General features: G+C 58.9%; 16 protein-coding genes and 1 tRNA gene. 4 read left to right on the top strand and 13 right to left on the bottom strand.

The window, feature by feature from the left end; all coding sequences use genetic code 11:
• Positions 1-77 precede the first annotated feature (77 nt).
• The 5 genes from ACVBAU_RS14805 to ACVBAU_RS14825 form a co-directional block, all read right to left on the bottom strand.
• On the bottom strand, positions 78-188 hold the full coding sequence (locus tag ACVBAU_RS14805; RefSeq protein ID WP_093731825.1) for a DUF2474 family protein: 111 nt from the start codon (positions 186-188) through the stop codon (positions 78-80).
• Positions 188-1,195, bottom strand: a complete 1,008-nt coding sequence (cydB, locus tag ACVBAU_RS14810; RefSeq protein WP_138922653.1) for a cytochrome d ubiquinol oxidase subunit II — start codon at positions 1,193-1,195, stop codon at positions 188-190. The genes ACVBAU_RS14805 and cydB overlap by 1 nt, the downstream gene beginning before the upstream one ends.
• 10 nt (positions 1,196-1,205) lie before the next feature.
• Positions 1,206-2,621: a cytochrome ubiquinol oxidase subunit I gene (locus ACVBAU_RS14815; protein ID WP_138922652.1), complete on the bottom strand. Its 1,416-nt coding sequence runs from the start codon at positions 2,619-2,621 to the stop codon at positions 1,206-1,208.
• Between the two features lie 110 nt (positions 2,622-2,731).
• Positions 2,732-4,075, bottom strand: coding sequence for a sensor histidine kinase (locus ACVBAU_RS14820; protein ID WP_448326936.1), 1,344 nt, complete (start codon positions 4,073-4,075; stop codon positions 2,732-2,734).
• Positions 4,072-4,743, bottom strand: a complete 672-nt coding sequence (locus ACVBAU_RS14825; protein WP_093731821.1) for a winged helix-turn-helix domain-containing protein — start codon at positions 4,741-4,743, stop codon at positions 4,072-4,074. The genes ACVBAU_RS14820 and ACVBAU_RS14825 overlap by 4 nt, the downstream gene beginning before the upstream one ends.
• A gap of 157 nt (positions 4,744-4,900) precedes the next feature.
• Here ACVBAU_RS14825 and ACVBAU_RS14830 point away from each other — a divergent pair, with 157 nt between their 5' ends.
• Positions 4,901-6,019, top strand: coding sequence for a Do family serine endopeptidase (locus ACVBAU_RS14830; protein ID WP_448326938.1), 1,119 nt, complete (start codon positions 4,901-4,903; stop codon positions 6,017-6,019).
• Between the two features lie 156 nt (positions 6,020-6,175).
• Here ACVBAU_RS14830 and ACVBAU_RS14835 read toward each other — a convergent pair whose 3' ends face one another.
• The 7 genes from ACVBAU_RS14835 to ACVBAU_RS14865 form a co-directional block, all read right to left on the bottom strand.
• Complete coding sequence (locus tag ACVBAU_RS14835; protein WP_323803737.1) at positions 6,176-7,321, bottom strand: iron-containing alcohol dehydrogenase; 1,146 nt, start codon at positions 7,319-7,321, stop codon at positions 6,176-6,178.
• Between the two features lie 5 nt (positions 7,322-7,326).
• Positions 7,327-8,703 carry an aldehyde dehydrogenase family protein gene (locus ACVBAU_RS14840; RefSeq protein ID WP_448326940.1) on the bottom strand — a complete coding sequence of 459 codons (1,377 nt, stop codon included), beginning with the start codon at positions 8,701-8,703 and terminating at the stop codon, positions 7,327-7,329.
• 3 nt (positions 8,704-8,706) lie between these two features.
• On the bottom strand, positions 8,707-10,068 hold the full coding sequence (locus ACVBAU_RS14845) for a glutamine synthetase family protein (protein ID WP_448326942.1): 1,362 nt from the start codon (positions 10,066-10,068) through the stop codon (positions 8,707-8,709).
• A gap of 73 nt (positions 10,069-10,141) precedes the next feature.
• Positions 10,142-11,179: a TRAP transporter substrate-binding protein gene (locus ACVBAU_RS14850; protein ID WP_323803740.1), complete on the bottom strand. Its 1,038-nt coding sequence runs from the start codon at positions 11,177-11,179 to the stop codon at positions 10,142-10,144.
• A 67-nt stretch (positions 11,180-11,246) separates the two neighbouring features.
• Positions 11,247-12,572 (bottom strand): TRAP transporter large permease, encoded by a 1,326-nt coding sequence (locus ACVBAU_RS14855; protein WP_138922645.1) that lies wholly within the window; start codon positions 12,570-12,572, stop codon positions 11,247-11,249.
• Positions 12,562-13,083 (bottom strand): TRAP transporter small permease subunit, encoded by a 522-nt coding sequence (locus ACVBAU_RS14860; RefSeq protein WP_138922644.1) that lies wholly within the window; start codon positions 13,081-13,083, stop codon positions 12,562-12,564. Before ACVBAU_RS14860 ends, ACVBAU_RS14855 begins: the two co-directional genes overlap by 11 nt.
• The gene (locus ACVBAU_RS14865; RefSeq protein ID WP_448326945.1) at positions 13,080-13,847 is read right to left on the bottom strand and encodes an N-formylglutamate amidohydrolase; all 768 of its coding nucleotides are present in this window, start codon (positions 13,845-13,847) and stop codon (positions 13,080-13,082) included. The genes ACVBAU_RS14860 and ACVBAU_RS14865 overlap by 4 nt, the downstream gene beginning before the upstream one ends.
• Before the next feature lie 114 nt (positions 13,848-13,961).
• Here ACVBAU_RS14865 and ACVBAU_RS14870 point away from each other — a divergent pair, with 114 nt between their 5' ends.
• The 3 genes from ACVBAU_RS14870 (at position 13,962) to ACVBAU_RS14880 (ending at position 17,327) form a co-directional block, all read left to right on the top strand.
• Entirely contained in the window at positions 13,962-14,822 is an 861-nt protein-coding gene (locus tag ACVBAU_RS14870; RefSeq protein ID WP_138922642.1) for a MurR/RpiR family transcriptional regulator, read from the top strand.
• 132 nt (positions 14,823-14,954) lie between these two features.
• Complete coding sequence (locus ACVBAU_RS14875; RefSeq protein ID WP_448326947.1) at positions 14,955-16,049, top strand: carboxynorspermidine decarboxylase; 1,095 nt, start codon at positions 14,955-14,957, stop codon at positions 16,047-16,049.
• A 30-nt stretch (positions 16,050-16,079) separates the two neighbouring features.
• Positions 16,080-17,327, top strand: a complete 1,248-nt coding sequence (locus ACVBAU_RS14880) for a saccharopine dehydrogenase family protein (RefSeq protein WP_448326949.1) — start codon at positions 16,080-16,082, stop codon at positions 17,325-17,327.
• Between the two features lie 208 nt (positions 17,328-17,535).
• Here the strand turns inward: ACVBAU_RS14880 and ACVBAU_RS14885 are convergent.
• Positions 17,536-17,612: transfer RNA gene (locus ACVBAU_RS14885), tRNA-Arg, on the bottom strand.
• Positions 17,613-17,629: the final 17 nt, after the last annotated feature.

Consider the following 17,629-nt stretch of genomic DNA (forward strand, 5'->3'; position numbering starts at 1 on the left):
GCGTCGGCGGCTTTGCAACCCCCTGCTCCGGCCCTCGCGAAATTACCCAACGGCAAATGCGCCTCGTCTGCTGCCCCTCAGGGGATGACCATCAACCTGATACCGTAGGCCACAACCCCAAGCGCTGCGACGCTCAGCACCCAGATCAGTACAAACCAGCCTGTGCGTGCCATCCAGCTGCGTCGCATCAGTGGTATCCCTCTTCGGGGTCAATTTTCCCGCGAAAGACCCAGTAGGTATAGATCGTATAAGACAGGATCATCGGCAGCAGCACCAACGTGCCCACCAACGCGAATTTGAGGCTGCTGTCGGGGGCAGCGGCTTCGACGATGGTCAGCGAAGAGGGCACGATATAGGGGTAAAAGCTGATCCCGATCCCGATAAAGCCCAGCACGAACAGTGCTAGCGCACACAGAAACGGCGTCACATCCCAATGGCGTTGCAACCCGTGAAACAGGCCATAGATCGCCGCGGCTACAAGACCGGGCACCAGAATGCTGAAGATCGCCGTCGGAAAGGCGAACCAGCGGCCAAAGAACGCGTCATTCAAGAAGGGCGTCCAAAGGCTTACCAGCCCCATGAACACCAGCGTTGCGATGGCAAACGGCCAGGCCAACCGCCGCATATGCGCCTGAATACGCCCTTCAAGCTTCATGTTCAGCCATGTGGCACCCAGCATCGCGTAGCCCACGGTCACGGCGAAACCGGTCAGCACGGAAAACGGCGTCAGCCAGTCCCACCAACCGCCCGCATAGGCGCGGTTTTCGATCTCTATCCCCTGGACCAAAGCCCCAAGCGCGATCCCCTGACACATGGAGGCCACCAGCGATCCGCCGAAAAACGAGATATCCCATAACGGTTTACCCCTGATGGTACGCCAGCGATATTCAAAGGCGACGCCGCGAAAGACCAGCCCCAATAGCATCAGGATAATCGGCATATAAAGCGCGGGCATCACGGTGGCATAGGCCAGCGGGAACACGGCGAACAAGCCGCCACCCCCCAGAACCAGCCACGTCTCGTTCCCGTCCCAGATCGGCGCGACAGAGTTCATCATCACGTCACGCTCGCCCTCGTCCTTGGACAGCGGGAACAGCAGCCCGACCCCAAGGTCGAACCCGTCGAGGATGACATAAATCAGCACCGCAAGCGCGATGATGCCGGCCCAGATAAACGAAAGTTCTAATCCAAACATCTGCTGTCTCCTACTCTGACGTTGCCATATCTTGGGTCTTGTCTTGCGCCACAGTGGTGGTACCCGCAGCCCGAACGGGGCCGTCGGTGATCTCTCCCTTGGCACCCACATGAGGACGTTTGCGCATCAAACCGAGAATATAGAACACCCCCGCCCCGAAGACGAAGAAATAGACCACGATGAAAGCGATCAGCGACGCGCCAACCGCAGGTGCGCTGACTGGCGCAAGGCTGTCGCTGGTGCGCAGCAGACCATAGACGGTAAACGGCTGGCGACCGACTTCGGTTGTGATCCATCCAGCCAGCACCGCAACAAAGCCCATCGGCCCCATGACGATCGCCGCACGATGCAACATCCGCGCGCTATGCAGTTTGCCGCGCCAGCGCGCGAATCCGCCCCAAAGGCCCAACCCCAGCATGGCAAAGCCCAAGCCCACCATTACACGGAACGAAAAGAAAACGATCGCGACGGGAGGTTCGTCCTCGTCGGGGATCGTGTCCAATCCGTCCAGCGGTGCGTTCAAGTCGTGTTTGAGGATTAACGACGACAGTTTTGGCACTTCGATCGCATAATCGACCCGTTTTTCTGCCTGATTGGGGATGCCGAACAGGATCAGTGGGGCACCGTCGGGGTGGCTGTCAAAGTGCCCTTCCATCGCCATGACCTTGGCAGGCTGATGCTCTAGCGTGTTGATGCCGTGAAAATCCCCCGCCACAATCTGCAAGGGCGTGACCAACAGCAGCATCCACATCGCCATAGAGAACATACGCCGCGACGCCGGCCCCTGATTGTCCTTGAGCAAATGCCACGCGCCCACGGCCCCCACGACCAGCGCCGTGGTCAGATAGGCCGCCAGCACCATGTGCAGCAAACGGTAGGGGAAGGACGGGTTGAACACGATCTTCCACCAATCCAGCGGAATGAACTGCCCCACATCATTGATCCCATAGCCCGCGGGGGTTTGCATCCAGCTGTTCACCGACAGGATCCACGTGGCCGACAGCAAGGTGCCAAAGGCGACCATCGCTGTGGCAAACATGTGCAACCCCGGTCCGACGCGTTTCAGGCCAAACAGCATGATCCCCAGAAAACCGGCCTCGAGGAAGAAGGCGGACAACACTTCATACGCCATCAACGGTCCGACCACCGGCCCCGCCTTGTCCGAGAAGACCGACCAGTTGGTCCCGAACTGATACGACATGACAATGCCCGACACGACGCCCATCCCAAAGGCGACCGCAAAGATCTTTTTCCAGTAGTCGAACAGCACCCGATAGGTCTCGTCCTTGGTCCAAAGCCAAAGCGCGTTCACGACAGCCAGAAAGCTGGCCAACCCGATCGAGAATGCCGGAAAAATAATGTGAAACGAAACGGTAAAGGCGAATTGGACCCGTGCCAGAACCTCGGCGGAAAACCCATCAAGCATGTCGTACCTCGTAATGTATGGCCAAAAACAAGGGGTTTGGCCCTTACACCCTAGATAGCGCTGCACCGGGCATAAGTCACATGCTCAAATCGCCGCACAAGGACGAGGGGTTAAAGCGTGATGCGCACACGCAGCCCCGGCGCATTATCGAGCAGCGCAATCTGTCCGCCGTGCAGCTTGACCACGCCTTCAACAAGGCTCAGCCCCAAGCCGTTGCCCGGCGTGTGGCGGCTGGCGTCCAGACGGTACAACCGCTGCAACACCTTGGTGCGGGCGTGTTCGGGGATACCGGGGCCATTGTCAGCGACTTCGATCACCGGCCGGTCGTTGGCGCGGTAAAGCGATAAGGTAATCTCGCTGCCCGCAGGGGTGTGGCGCATAGCGTTTTCCAGCAAGTTCGACATCATCTGCCCCAGCAGGTTCTTGTCCCCCTCCACTGTCAGCTGCGCGTCGGGTACAACACTGTCTAATGTCTGCTCTTTTGCAGCGGCGGCAGGTTCATAAACCTCAGTCAGGGTCAGGCAGAGCCGGTTCAGATCAACGGGGGCAAAATGCGTCTTGGGCGACCCTGCCTCGACCGAGGCAATCTGAAGCAGCGACTGGAATACCGAAGCGATCCCCGCGACCTCGTCCTGCGCTTTGGCCAGCAAGGCCCCTTCGTCCGTGTCTTCGGGCAGGGTACGGGCCAGATCATGCAGATGCACAGCCACCCGCTGGATCGGGGTCTTTAGGTCATGGGCGATGTCCGAGGACACCTGTCGCAGCATCTGGGTCTGCGCCTCTTGCGCGCCCGCCATCTGGTTCACCTTGCTGCCGATGCGCTGCAAATCATCCGCCCACCCCGGCGACACGGCCACGCGTGCCGCAAGGTCGCCGGTCGTCAGATCATCAAGCGTACGCCCGATGACATCCACATGCCGCTTGCTGCGCCGCGCCAGATAGAGCCCCCCCGACAAGGCGACCAGCACCGTGGGCAGCAGGCTGATCAGCAGGATGTTCAGAAACACCACGCGCAACCCTTCGATTTGGGCGCGGCTACGCGCAACCGTCAGCTGGCCCCCATACAGCGGCGTGGTCAGCGACAGATAGACCCCGTCATATTCCGCCCGCCCTTCGGCCAACGACACGATGTGATAGCCTTCGTCATCACGGGCGATGGCCCCGTTGCCATAGATGCGACCGGAGGGGGTGATATAGCTCAGCACCACGCGGCTAGGATCCGCATCACGCGATTCAGCGTCGACCAGCAGGGCCACCGCGCGGGCATTGGGGGCGGCGCGAAACCCCGCGATGTCTTGTTCGAGATCTGCACGGATTGCGGCTTCAAACGAATTTTGCGTCACCGCATAGCTGGCCGCCAATCCCATCAGACTGACGGTCGAGAACAGCAATACCAGCAGCAGCGCCAGCCGCACCGGCATAGACCGCCAGAGCTGCGCCAGCCGCGACCTCATCCGTCGATCCGGTAGCCAGCACCGCGCACGGTCTGGATCAACTCGCGGTCAAACGGTTTGTCGACCTTGGCACGCAACCGGCTGATGTGGGTTTCGACAACGTTGGTCATCGGGTCAAAGCTGATGTCCCATACCGCCTCCAGCAGCATGGTGCGGGTCTGCACCCTGCCCTTGCGGCGCAGTAAATGTTCCAGCAAGGCGAATTCCCGCGGCAGCAGGTCGATTTCCTGTCCGGCACGGGTCACCTTGCGGGTGATCAAATGCATTTCAAGGTCGCCTGCACGCAGCACGGTTTCCTGCTCCATTGCCTGCGGACGGCGGGCAAGAGCGGTGACACGGGCAGAAAGCTCGCCAAAGGCAAAGGGCTTGACCAGATAGTCGTCCCCTCCCGCATTCAGCCCACTGATGCGATCGTCAACGCTGCCCATCGCAGTCAGAAACAGCACCGGTGTCAGGTTCCCCGCACCGCGCAAGGTCTTGACCAACGTCAGCCCGTCGATCTCGGGGAGCATCCGGTCAACAATCAGCACGTCATAGCTGCCGGAGGTCGCCTGTATCAGCCCTTCGCGCCCTTCGGCGACAAGGTCGACGGTATGCCCCTCTTCGCGCAGACCCCGTGCGATATAGGATCCGGTGGTGGCATCATCTTCGACGACAAGCAGTTTCATAAGCAGGGGTCCATTGCAGCGTTGATCCTTGGATACCTGATATAGGGCGCGCTGCCACCCGCGAGAGGCAAGTTAACACATTTGTATAGCTGACAGAAACGCGCTGTTAGAATGGGCTGCCATTTGGGTGTCATCCCTGAAGACGAAGGAACCCCAAATGACATCTCTCTTTTCCTCCCCCCGCCGTGCCGCACCGTTTGTACTGGCTGCGGCCCTTGCCTCAACCTCGGCGGTGACGCTTGCACCCACAGCCGCGTTGGCCGTACCGGCTGGCGGCTATGCCGATCTGGTCGAAGAAATCTCGCCCGCCGTCGTATTCATCGAGGTGACAGGCACCGCGGAACAAGCCAACGCGCAAGTGCAACTGCCGGAAGGCATGCCCGAAGAACTGCGCAAACGGTTTGAACAACTGATGCCACAAGGGCCGACCAGTGCGCAGCCGATGCACGGGCTTGGGTCCGGTTTCATCGTGTCCAAGGACGGGGCCATCGTGACGAACAACCACGTTGTTGCAGGGGCCGATACCGTTAAGGTCAAACTCGCCGACGGGCGCAGCTTTGATGCCAAAGTTGTCGGCAGCGACGTGCTGACCGATATCGCCGTGCTCAAGGTCGAAGCAGACGTGGACCTGCCCGCTGTCAAATTCGGGTCGTCCGATGACATGCGCGTCGGCGACGAGGTCGTCGCTATGGGCAACCCCTTTGGTCTGGGCGGCACTGTCACCACTGGCATCATCTCGGCTAAATCGCGCAATATCAACGCGGGCCCCTATGACGACTTTATCCAGACGGATGCCGCAATCAACCGAGGCAACTCGGGTGGGCCGCTGTTCAACAACGCCGGCGAAGTGATTGGCGTGAACACAGCGATCCTGTCACCTGATGGCGGGTCCGTGGGCATCGGCTTTTCTGTGCCTTCCGATCTGGTGCAAGCCATCGTGGCCGACCTGTCCGACGACGGCGAGATCACCCGTGGCTGGCTTGGCGTGCAGATCCGCCCGATGACGGCAGAGGTGGCACAGGTGTTGGGCTATGACGCCCCGAAAGGTGCCGTGATCGAAGCCATCGGCGATGACAGCCCCGCCAAGAAAGCCGGCCTTGAGAAAGGCGATATCATCCTGTCCTTCAACGGAACAGAGATCAAAGAGCTGCGCGACCTGACCCGTGCGGTCGCCGAGACCGATCCCGATGCAAAAGCCGATGTGGTTGTCTTGCATAAGGGCAAAGAAGTGACGCGCGCTGTCACCATCGGCACGCTCGCGGATCAAAAGGCGTAAACCTTTTCCAGCAAGCTTACCTCGTTCCTTGCTGGATCTACCCGCCCGCGTGCCCCAACGCGGCGGGTGCGCACCACACGTCCCCATGGTGCGGCAGACCACCCCCGACGGCGAACCGTCGGGGGTGGTTTTCGTTTAGTGGATGCCCGAACCGGCTTAGATCGTCGCCTCGAACAGCGCCCGCAGATTGTCGGACGTCAGGGTAACGGGATTGCCGCCGCAAGACGGGTCTTCCAACGCCATTGCGACCATATCGTCGATGCGGTCTGCAGACACGCCCATGTCGGACAGTTTGCGCGGGATACCGAAGCTGTCGTTGAATTCCTGCACAAAGGCACGGAACCCGTCATAGCCGCCGTCGATCCCCAGATACCCCGCCGCGCGGTCGAACCGTTCGCGAATCTCAGGCTCGTTCAGGTCCAGCACAGCGGGCATGCAGACCGCATTGGTGGTGCCGTGGTGCGTGTTGAACACCGCGCCAATCGGGTGGCTCATGGCGTGGATCGCACCCAGACCTTTCTGGAAAGCAGTCGCCCCCATCGCCGCCGCCGCCATCAACTGCGCACGCGCTTCGATGTCGGTGCCGTCCGCATAGGCGCGTGGCAGATAATCGATGACCAGCCGCATGCCTTCTAGCGCGATGCCCTGCGACATGGGGTGGAAATGCGGGCTGCTAAACGCCTCGACGCAGTGGGCAAAGGCATCAAGTCCCGTGCCTGCGGTGATATGTTTGGGCATGCCCACCGTCAGCTCGGGGTCGCAAATCACGACACTGGGCAGCACTTTGGGGTGGAAGATAATCTTTTTGACGTGGGTTTTCGAATTGGTCAGCACCGACGCGCGGCCCACTTCGGACCCTGTACCGGCGGTTGTGGGTACGGCGATGATCGGCGCGATGGCATCCGCGTCGGCACGCGTCCACCAATCGCCCACATCCTCGTAATCCCATACGCCGCGCGACTGCCCTGCCATAAAGGCGACCATCTTGCCCAAATCCAGACCCGATCCGCCGCCAAAGGCGATCACGCCGTCATGCCCGCCCTCGCGGTAGACCTTCAGGCCCGCCTCTAGATTGATCTCGGTCGGGTTAGCGTCCACTTCGGAAAACATTGCGCGACCAAAGCCAGCGCGGTCCATGAGGTCCAGCGTGCGGGTCGTGATCTCCATCGATGCCAGCCCCTTGTCCGTCACCAGCAGCGGGTTTTTCACCCCTGCGGCCACGCAGGCCTCTCCGATCTCGGAAATGCGGCCTGCGCCAAAGCGGATGGCGGTGGGGTAGGACCAGTTGTTTTGCAGTGCCATAAAGATCAAGCCTTTTTCAGGTGGTAAGATTTGGGACGCGTAAGCGCCTGATAGCCAAGCTCAGAGAGGCCCGCGCCCTGCCCGGTGTCTTTGCAGCCCGTCCAGCACAGGGCCGGATCCAGGTAATCGCAGCGGTTCATGAACACGGTACCGGTTTCCAGCTGCGCACCGATGGCGTCAGCAGCGTCCGCGTCCTTGGTAAAGATCGCGGCGGTCAGGCCGAACTGGCAATCATTCATCAGCGCGATTGCTTCGGCGTCGCCCTTGACGGGCATGATGCCAACGACAGGGCCAAAGCTTTCGTCGCGCATCACGCGCATATCATGGGTGACGTTTGTCAGAATCTGCGGCGTGAGGTACGCCCCGCCGTCATCGGCATCAAACGTGTCGATTAGCGTGGTGGCACCGGCGGCGACGGCCTCGGAAATCTGGGCACGGACTTCGGCGGCGAAACGCACGTTGGCCATGGGGCCGATGTCTGTGGTCGTATCGAGCGGATTCCCGAGCTTCAGCGCGTTGACCCAAGCCACGGCTTTTTCGACAAACGCATCATACAGGCTTTCGTGCACATAAATCCGTTCGATCCCGCAGCAGCATTGCCCCGCGTTAAACATCGCCCCGTCCATCAACCCGTCAACGGCAGCATCGACATCTGCGTCAGCACGCACATAGCCGGGGTCTTTGCCCCCCAGTTCAGTCGCGACGGGGGTGAAGGTGCCTGCGGCTGCGATCTCCATCGCTTTGCCGCCCCCGACAGAGCCGGTGAAGTTCACAAAGCCGAACTGCCGTTCAGCGATCAGGGCCGAGGTCGTGTCGTGATCCAGAAAAACGTTCTGGAAAACATCATCGGGGATGCCGGCCGCGTGGAAAGCCTCTGCCAGCCGCTCGCCGACTTGCAGGGTTTGCGTGGCATGTTTCAGCACCACGGCGTTACCCGCAATCAAGGCTGGCGCGACAGTGTTGATCGCCGTCATATAGGGATAGTTCCACGGGGCAACGACTAGCACGACACCGCGCGCCTCGCGGGTGATCTTGCGGGTGGCTTTGTCGCTGTCTTCAACGATCGTGGGGGCCAGCGCCTTTTCCGCGATGTCGGCCATGTAGTTCCCGCGTTCGGCAAAGCCGTTAAATTCGCCGCCATAGCGGACGGGACGGCCCATTTGATGTGCCAGTTCCTGCGCCATGCGGTCAGTGGTTTTGCCCACTTCCGCAATGGCCGCGCGGACCAGTTGGATACGGTCAGCCAAAGGTCGAGCGGCCCATGCGGACTGTGCCGCCTTGGCGCGGGCGCAGACAGCGCGTGCCGCATCCAGCGACAGGACCGGACGTTCAAGGTAAACCGATCCGTCGATCGGTGAGATACATTTCAGAGTGTTTGTCATGGTTTATGCTCGCTCAAATCCGCGGTTGATTTCCCAGTCGGTCACGACCTTGTCGTATTCCTCCTGCTCCCATTCGGCTGCGCGGGTGTAGTGGTCAACCACGTCGTCGCCAAGGGCCTCGCGCAGCATGGCAGAGTTGCGCAGTGTTTGGGTCGCGGCGCGCAGGGTGCGGGGGATTTCAGTGACGTTAGAATCCTCATAGGCGTCGCCTTTTGTCGGCTCTTGCAAGGGCAGCTTTTCCTCAATGCCCTTGAGGCCCGCCGCCAACAGCACAGCCTGCGCCAGATAGGGGTTCAGATCAGAGCCACCGATGCGACATTCGACGCGAATACCCTTGGTGCCATCGCCACACAGACGGAACCCCGCGGTGCGATTATCAACGGACCAGACGGTCTTGGTCGGGGCAAAGGTGCCTTTGGCAAAACGCTTGTAGCTGTTGATGTACGGGGCGAAGAAATATGTGATATCAGGGGCGTAGGCGATCAGACCGGCCATGAAATGCTGCATCATCTGCGACATTCCCAGCTTGGCCTCCTTGTCATAGAAAGCCGGTGCGCCGTCTTTCCAAAGCGACATATGCACATGGCTGGACGAGCCGACCTTATCCGCCGACCACTTGGGCAGGAACGACGCAGAGAACCCCTGCTGATAGGCGATCTCTTTCACGGCCTGCTTGGAGATTGTGTGGTGATCGGCACAGGCCAGCGCGTCGGCGTAGCGGATGTTCAGCTCTTGCTGGCCGACTTCGGCCTCGCCCTTGGTACATTCAATCGGGATGCCAGCGCCCACCAGATGGTTGCGCAGCGGCTGCAGGAAGCTTTCCTCCTTGGTGGTCTGGAACAGGCAGTAGTCTTCGTTGTGACCGTTCAGCGGCACGAGGTTGGCGTATTTCTCTTTTTGCAGGGTGCGGTAGTCGCCTTCGAACAAAAAGAACTCAAGCTCGGTCGCCATCATCGCGTCAAAGCCCATCGCATCCAGACGGGCGATCTGCTTTTGCAGCATGGCGCGCGGCGAATGGGGCACGGGTTCATGGGTGTGGTGATCCAGCACATCGCCAAGCACCAGCACGGTTTTGTCCAGCCACGGCACATGGCGCATGGTCGACAGATCGGGGCGCAGCACATAATCGCCATAGCCGGTTTCCCAGCTGGTCGAGGCAAAGCCCTCGGGCGTGGACATCACCAGATCGGTCGCCAGCAGATAGTTGCAGCAGTGTGTTTCCGCGTGGGAATGGTCGATAAAATTCGTGACGTGAAAACGCTTGCCCATGAGGCGGCCCTGCATGTCCACCAGTGCCACCAGCACGGTGTCCACCTCGCCCTTAGCGGCCAGGTCCTTGAGCGTGTCGAAAGTAAGGTTGCCCATCTGCAAACGTCCCTTTTGATGTGAGGGGGCGGCACAGATGCGCCGCCCCGATGTTCATGATGTCAAACTAGGCTCAGCCGAAAGTATAGGGCGGGCCCGCTTTCGAGATGACGTTGTTATAGTCGCGGAAAATCTGCACGATTTTGGCAGCTGTTTCGCCTTCTTCCGCCATTTCGTCCCAGAATTTCACGGCGGCTTCCTCGACCACTTTCCATTCTTCTTGCGGCACGGATGTCAGTTCCAGCTTTTCACCGGACGCGCGCAAGCGGGCCTCGCCGCCCCAGTACCACTGGTTGCGATAGGTGTGGCTGGCCTCGATTGCGGAGTTCACGATCTGCTTGAGGTGATCTGGCAACTCTGCCCATTTTTCGGCGTTGACAAAGAACGACCCGATCCACGCACCAGAGATGTTATTGGTACAGAAGTAGTTGGTCACATCAGCCCAGCCCACGGTGTAGTCTTCGGTGATGCCTGACCACGCCATGCCGTCCAGCTCGCCTGTCTGAACCGCGACTTCGGCGTCTTCGTACGGGATGTTGACCGGCACGACACCAAATTGCGATAAAAAGCGGCCCGCTGTCGGGAAGGTATAAAGCTTGAGCCCGTCCATATCGGCCAGCGATTTGATCGGCTTGACGGTGTTGAAGTTACAAGGGTCCTGCCCCGCCGCGGATAGCCAATGCACGCCGACCTTGGCGTATTCCTCGCGCCAGATGTCTGCCAGACCGTATTGATTGAACAGCACCGGCACGTCGAGCGCGTGTTTCGTTGCCAACGGGAAATAACCGCCGAAAGACCGCACAGGTGTCGGCGACGCCATGGAATCGTCATCCGAATGCACGCCGTCGATGGTACCGCGTTGCAATGCTTGGAAAAGCTCGCCCGTGGGGACGATCTGGTCCGCATAGAACAATTCGATCTCAAGCTCGCCTTGTGCCGCGGCGTTGATCGCGTCGATGGCGGGTTTGGTCACCTCTTCCCCGAGCGCAGACCCCGCATAGGTCTGGAAACGCCAGCGGATCGGCTCTTGGGCGTGCAGGATCGACGGGGCGGCAAGGGTCGCAGGGCCGGCAATGGCGGCACCTTTCAGGAACTTACGTCTCGTTGTCATGTCTCATACTCCTTGTTGGGTTTGGGTTGAAACGGGCCAGTTGCTCTGACCACTTGGTTGGTAATGCTTATTTCGCGTAGACATAGTTCGGCAGCCAAAGCGCGATCTGCGGAAAGATCATGACGACCGCGAGCGCCAGTACCATCACGCCAACAAAGGGGATGATCGACCGGTAAATGTCGCGAATCGTGATCTCTGGCGGGGCCATGGCGCGCATCAGAAACAGGTTATAGCCGAAGGGCGGCGTCATATAGGCGATCTGGCAAGTGATCGTATAAAGCACACCATACCACACCAGATCAAAACCGAGTGCGCCAACCAACGGCACATAGAGCGGGGCCACAATCACCAGCATGGCCGTGTCATCCAGAAACGTCCCCATAACCAGAAACGACAGCTGCATGAGGATCAAAATCACCCAAGGGTTCAGGCCCCATTGTTCGGTAAACAGGCTTTCAATCGCCTTGACCGCGCCCAGCCCGTCAAACACCGCGCCAAAAGCTAAGGCCGCGAGGATGATCCACATGAACATACAGGTGATCGCAAGGGTCTGGCGCACCGAGTTTTCAAAGACGGTGCGCGTCATCCGCCCTTTCAGCACAGCTGCAACAAAGGCGGCGATAGCCCCAATGGCAGAGCTTTCGACAAGCGAGGTCCATCCGTTCACAAACGGCACCATCATCACGGCAAAGATCACCACAGGCAGCAGGCCCGCACGCAGCAGACGCAGCTTTTCAGGCCAGCCCACATCGCGTTCCTCGGCAGATAGCGCCGGCCCCAGCTCAGGGTTCATCCGGCAGCGGATGGCAATATAGATGATGAACATCGTGGCCATCATCAGCCCCGGAATCGCGCCCGCCAGCCACAGCTGACCCACGGGTTGCCGCGCGATCATCGCATACAGCACCAGCACGACCGAGGGCGGCACGAGGATGCCAAGGCTCGACCCTGCCTGAATCACCCCGGTCACCATCAACTTGTCATAGTTTCGCTTCAACAGCTCGGGCAGCGCAATTGTTGCACCGATCGCCATGCCCGCCACCGACAGGCCGTTCATGGCGGAAATCAACACCATCAGCCCGATCGTCCCGATGGCTAGTCCGCCGCGCAATCCGCCCATCCACACGTGAAACATTTTATATAGATCGTCGGCAATTTTACTTTCCGACAGCACATATCCCATGAAGATAAACATCGGCAGGGTCAGCAACGGGTACCAGCGCATCAGCTTGATCGCGGCAGAAAACCCGATGTCATAGCCGCCCCGGTCGCCCCACAAAAATAGGGCGGCCATCACCGCGACAAAGCCTATCGCCCCGAACACACGCTGCCCCGTCAGCAACATCAGCATCATGGTCGAAAACATTAGAATGGCGATCAGCTCATAGGGCATCGCGTGTGTCCTCTGCGGATTTGAGGAAAAGGATGTCCTTGAACAGTTCAGAGACAGCTTGAAGCAGCATTAAGGTGATGCCGATGCACATGGTCACTTTGACCGGCCACATATAGGGCCGCCACGCGGTCGGGCTGCGCTCGCCCCCGTATTTAAAGGAATACATCGTGGATTCGATACCGCCCCACAGCAGGATCACCAGATAGACCAGCAGGAACAATACAGTGATGCAATCGGTCCACGCCTTTTTGCGCGGGGTCAGCTCGGCATAAAATAGATCCATCCGCACATTCGCGCCCATCTGCAGCGCATAGGGCCCGCCAAGGATGTAATACCCCACCATCACAAACTGCGCCATTTCCAGCGTCCAAAGCTGTGGCGATGCAAAGGTTTTGTTATACGACGACCACAGCAGGATCCCCATCAGGACGAAAATCCCGTACATCATGATCCGGCCAAGGCCATAGTTAAAGCCGTCCACTACCCGAATGTATCTGCGCATCGCGTTCATTTGGTGGCCTCGCTGTCGGGGACGGGAAGGGCTCGGGTCAGGCTCTCGGCCAGATGCCCTGCCATGGCCTGCGCCTTTTCTGGCGTATCAATCAGATCATTGCGGATCTCGATCATCACAGCCGGCAGACCCTGCGTTTCGCCATGTTTTTCCAAGGTATAGGTCACGCCGTCTGTCGCTGCATAGGGTTCGTTCAGCGCCGAGGCATAGCGCCCGCGCGCCTGTTCGACCGCCAGCAACGCCTGCGCCGCGGCAGGTTGAGTGTGGTATAGAAACCCCAGTTCGACGGCGCGGGTCGCGCCGTTATAGACCGGCGTAAAACTGTGGATCGTTACCAGGATCGGTGCTGCTTGGGTCGGCTGCCAACTGGTGCGCACCTCGGTGACCGCATCATGGAACGGCGTATGCACCTGAACATAGCGCTGCTGCCGGCCAGCATCATCCAGCCCCGCATTACCGGGGATATCATAGACTTCGCTGCGCGCCGGAATGCAGTCGGGGGCTGTTAGCGGACGGTTGCAATCATAGACCAGCCGCGAAATATCGCCCGCGACCAAAGGCGCGTCCAGCGCATCCGACAGCCCATAGGCCACGTCTAGCGCGCCGATGTCCCAAGCCGCATGCGACCCGCCCGCCGCAGATGACAGCCCCAACCCGCCCAACGCATTAGGGATCCGGCGCGAGGCGTGTTCACACACCAGCAACCAGCCCCCCTGCCCCTGCGGGTTTACGATGTTTACGGCATTCCAATCGGTGTCAGTCACGGTGACCCTGTCAATTTGTTGCCTCACAATCACTACAGAATTTTCTAGCCTGTCAAGATTTTTTCTGTAATCTTTGCTTCACGCCACCACGCGCTGTACCGAAAGGAACATGACTTGCATAAAAAAGTACTGGTCCGCGACCTGCTGAAAGAAAAGCAGGCCGAGCTGACGGCGGCAGAACGAAAACTGTCGGCCGTTTTACTGGACGACCAGCTGCTTACGGGGCTGCAATCTATCAACCGTCTCGCTGAGTTGGCCGAGGTATCATCGCCAACGATCGTTAGGCTTGCACGCAAGCTTGGGTTCGACGGGTACTCTGATATGCAAGACGCCATCCGCGGTGAAATCGGCGCACGGATGAAAAAACCACTGGCCAAGCTCGAGACCCCCAGCGACAGCAGCGATCACATGGTGTCTCGCTTTATTCAGGCTGTGTCGGGCAATGTGAACCGTACACTGGAACGGCTTGATCTGGCCGAGTTTGACGAGGTTGCGGCGCTGCTCTCTGATCCCTCGCACCGGCTTTTCCTCTTGGGTGGACGCATCACGCGGTCCAACGCGCATTATTTTTTCAATCACCTGCAGATCATTCGACCGCAGGTTACGCTGCTTGATTCTTCCCCCAGTGCATGGCCGCAATCCTTGCTCGATATGGACGCAGGCGCGGTGCTGATCGTGTTCGACATCCGCCGCTACGAGAAAGAGCTCGAAAAGCTGGCGGATCTCGCGGTGAAGCAGGGGGCGACCATCGTGCTGTTCACCGACGCATGGGGATCGCCCATCGAAAAACACGCCCGCCACTGTTTCCGCGCCATGGTAGAGGTCCCGTCGAGCTGGGATTCAACGCTGGCGATCAACTTTTTGATCGAAGCGCTGGTCGCCGATGTGCAATCGCGCAGCTCTGACCAAAGCGCAGAGCGGATTGCAGCGCTTGAACAGATGATTGGCGAATCCCGTATCTTCCGCAGCAATTGATCTGGCGCTGAAGTAGGGCCGATCACGGTCCTTTCGTGATAGTCGCGCGACACATCAGAGTTTGCGTTGAACGGCAACATCCCCTAATCGGAACGCGCACCGCGTCTGCGCACTCTAGCAAAGGATTTTGCCATGAAGACCCCGTATTATCTGATCGACAAAGCCCGTCTTCAGGCCAACATGGAAAAAATCGCCTGGCTGCGCGAGGCTTCGGGCGCTAAATCCCTGCTGGCGCTGAAATGTTTTGCCACATGGTCAGTCTTTGATTTCATGGCGCAATATATGGACGGGTCCACGTCTTCGTCGCTTTATGAGGTCAAGCTGGGCTTCGAGAAATTCGGCGGCGAAACACACGCTTATTCGGTCGCCTACGCCGATGATGAAATCGCCGAGGTTCTGGCCAACAGCGACAAGATCATCTTCAACTCCATCGGGCAGCTGGACCGTTTTGATGCCGCATCGTCAGGCCATACCCGCGGGCTGCGGGTGAACCCCGGTGTGTCGACATCCGAGTTCGATCTGGCCGATCCCGCCCGCCCCTTCAGCCGTTTGGGCGAACATGATCCGGCGCAGATCGCCGCTGTGTCCGACCGCATTACGGGTCTGATGTTTCACAACAATTGCGAGAATGACGACTTCGACCGGTTCGCGGATATGCTGACGTTGATCGAAGACCGCTTTGGCGACACGATCCACCGGATGGACTGGATCAGCCTTGGCGGCGGCATCCATTTCACCGGCGAAGGCTACCCGTTGGACCGTCTGGCCGCGCGGCTGAAAACCCTGTCCGACACCTATAGCGTTCAGGTCTACCTTGAACCCGGAGAGGCCGCGATCACCGGCGCTGCGACGTTAGAGACGACCGTGCTTGATACCCTGCATAACGGCAAGAACCTTGCCATCGTCGACAGCTCTATCGAGGCGCATATGCTGGATCTATTGATCTACCGCGAGCCCGCCAAGGTGGCCCCGAACACCGGTGCCCACGACTGGATGATCTGCGGCAAATCCTGCCTTGCGGGCGATATTTTCGGCGAGTTCAAATTCGACGTCCCGCTAAAACCCGGTGACCGCATTTCGTTTCAGGACGCTGCGGGCTATACTATGGTCAAGAAGAACTGGTTCAATGGCGTCAAGATGCCCGGCATCGCCATTCGTGAACTTGATGGAACGATCACATCGGTCCGGTCATTCGACTATGAGGATTTCAAATCCGCCCTCTCCTAACCCTTTCCTTACAAGAGGTGTAATGAATACATGAAACGCAATGTTCTTATCATCGGTGCCGGTGGCGTCGCGCAGGTCGTGGCGCATAAATGCGCGCAAAATAATGACGTGTTGGGTGACCTGCATATCGCCAGCCGCACAGTTTCAAAATGCGAAGCGATTATTGAAAGCGTGCATGCCAAAAGCGCGATGAAACAGGACGGCGTTTTTGATGCCCATGCGGTTGATGGTATGGATAGCGACGCGGTAGAGGCGCTGATTAACAAGCTTGGCGTGCAGATCGTGATCAATGTTGGTTCGCCCTTCGTGAACATGACCGTGCTTGAAGCCTGCATTCGCACCGGCGTCGCCTATATCGACACGGCCATTCACGAAGACCCGACCAAGATTTGCGAAACGCCGCCTTGGTACGGAAACTATGAATGGAAGCGCCGCGAGGATTGCGCCAAGGCCAACACCACCGCAATTCTGGGCGCGGGCTTTGATCCTGGTATGGTTAATGCATTTGCCCGTTTCGCCGTGGACGAGTTCATGGACGACGTAAAATCCATCGACATCGTCGACATTAACGCAGGCAATCATGGCAAGTATTTCTCGACCAACTTCGACCCCGAGATCAACTTTCGCGAGTTCACCGGCACGGTCTACAGCTGGCAGGAAGGCGCGTGGCAAGAGAACAAGATGTTCGAGGTCGGACGCGAATGGGACTTACCCGTCGTCGGAAAACAAAAGGCCTACATGTCTGGCCACGACGAGGTGCATTCGCTCGCTGCGAATTACCCGCAGGCAGACGTGCGCTTCTGGATGGGCTTTGGCGATCACTACATCAATGTCTTCACCGTGCTGCAAAACCTTGGCCTATTGTCCGAACAGCCCGTGGTCACCGCCGAAGGGCTTGAGGTCGTGCCACTGAAGGTCGTCAAAGCCGTGCTGCCCGACCCGTCGACCCTCGCGCCGAACTATACCGGCAAGACCTGTATCGGCGACTTGGTCAAAGGCACCAAGGACGGCAAAGATGTAGAGGTGTTCGTCTACAACGTCGCCGATCACAAAGACGCGTTTAATGAGGTCGGCAGTCAGGGCATTTCTTATACTGCCGGCGTCCCGCCCGTGGCGATGGCGATGCTGATTGCGGATGGCACCTATGACACCGGCACGATGGTTACCGTCGAAGAACTGGACCCCAAACCGCTGTTTGCCCTGCTCGACACCATTGGCCTGCCCACGCGTGTAAAGCTGGCCGATCAAGACACAGGCTGGGACGAAGCCATCGCCTGAGCCGAAGTAAGGCACTTAGAATAATGACCCGCGCGTGCCATAGGCACAGTGCGGGTCATCCCGCCTCGCAAGGCGATAAATCCCCATGAGATCAATTATTTAAACGAAAAAAATCCCAGCACGCAAAATGCGACTGGGGTGTATTAATTGACGGCACAAGTTCAACCTTGTGTCCCCGCCAATCTCAAAATCTAGTGATGTTTGAAAGTGGCGGACCGAGGAGGATTCGAACCCCCGACCCCCTGATTCGTAGTCAGGTACTCTATCCAGCTGAGCTATCGGTCCGTTAAGGCGGGGTTTAG

Source organism: Sulfitobacter sp. M13 (genome assembly GCF_053474885.1).

Coding starts and splice junctions, on each gene's coding strand:
- ACVBAU_RS14805 (WP_093731825.1), bottom strand. CDS start 188: ATGCGACGCAGCTGGATGGCACGCACAGGCTGGTTTGTACTGATCTGG.
- cydB (WP_138922653.1), bottom strand. CDS start 1,195: ATGTTTGGATTAGAACTTTCGTTTATCTGGGCCGGCATCATCGCGCTT.
- ACVBAU_RS14815 (WP_138922652.1), bottom strand. CDS start 2,621: ATGCTTGATGGGTTTTCCGCCGAGGTTCTGGCACGGGTCCAATTCGCC.
- ACVBAU_RS14820 (WP_448326936.1), bottom strand. CDS start 4,075: ATGAGGTCGCGGCTGGCGCAGCTCTGGCGGTCTATGCCGGTGCGGCTG.
- ACVBAU_RS14825 (WP_093731821.1), bottom strand. CDS start 4,743: ATGAAACTGCTTGTCGTCGAAGATGATGCCACCACCGGATCCTATATC.
- ACVBAU_RS14830 (WP_448326938.1), top strand. CDS start 4,901: ATGACATCTCTCTTTTCCTCCCCCCGCCGTGCCGCACCGTTTGTACTG.
- ACVBAU_RS14835 (WP_323803737.1), bottom strand. CDS start 7,321: ATGGCACTGCAAAACAACTGGTCCTACCCCACCGCCATCCGCTTTGGC.
- ACVBAU_RS14840 (WP_448326940.1), bottom strand. CDS start 8,703: ATGACAAACACTCTGAAATGTATCTCACCGATCGACGGATCGGTTTAC.
- ACVBAU_RS14845 (WP_448326942.1), bottom strand. CDS start 10,068: ATGGGCAACCTTACTTTCGACACGCTCAAGGACCTGGCCGCTAAGGGC.
- ACVBAU_RS14850 (WP_323803740.1), bottom strand. CDS start 11,179: ATGACAACGAGACGTAAGTTCCTGAAAGGTGCCGCCATTGCCGGCCCT.
- ACVBAU_RS14855 (WP_138922645.1), bottom strand. CDS start 12,572: ATGCCCTATGAGCTGATCGCCATTCTAATGTTTTCGACCATGATGCTG.
- ACVBAU_RS14860 (WP_138922644.1), bottom strand. CDS start 13,083: ATGAACGCGATGCGCAGATACATTCGGGTAGTGGACGGCTTTAACTAT.
- ACVBAU_RS14875 (WP_448326947.1), top strand. CDS start 14,955: ATGAAGACCCCGTATTATCTGATCGACAAAGCCCGTCTTCAGGCCAAC.
- ACVBAU_RS14880 (WP_448326949.1), top strand. CDS start 16,080: ATGAAACGCAATGTTCTTATCATCGGTGCCGGTGGCGTCGCGCAGGTC.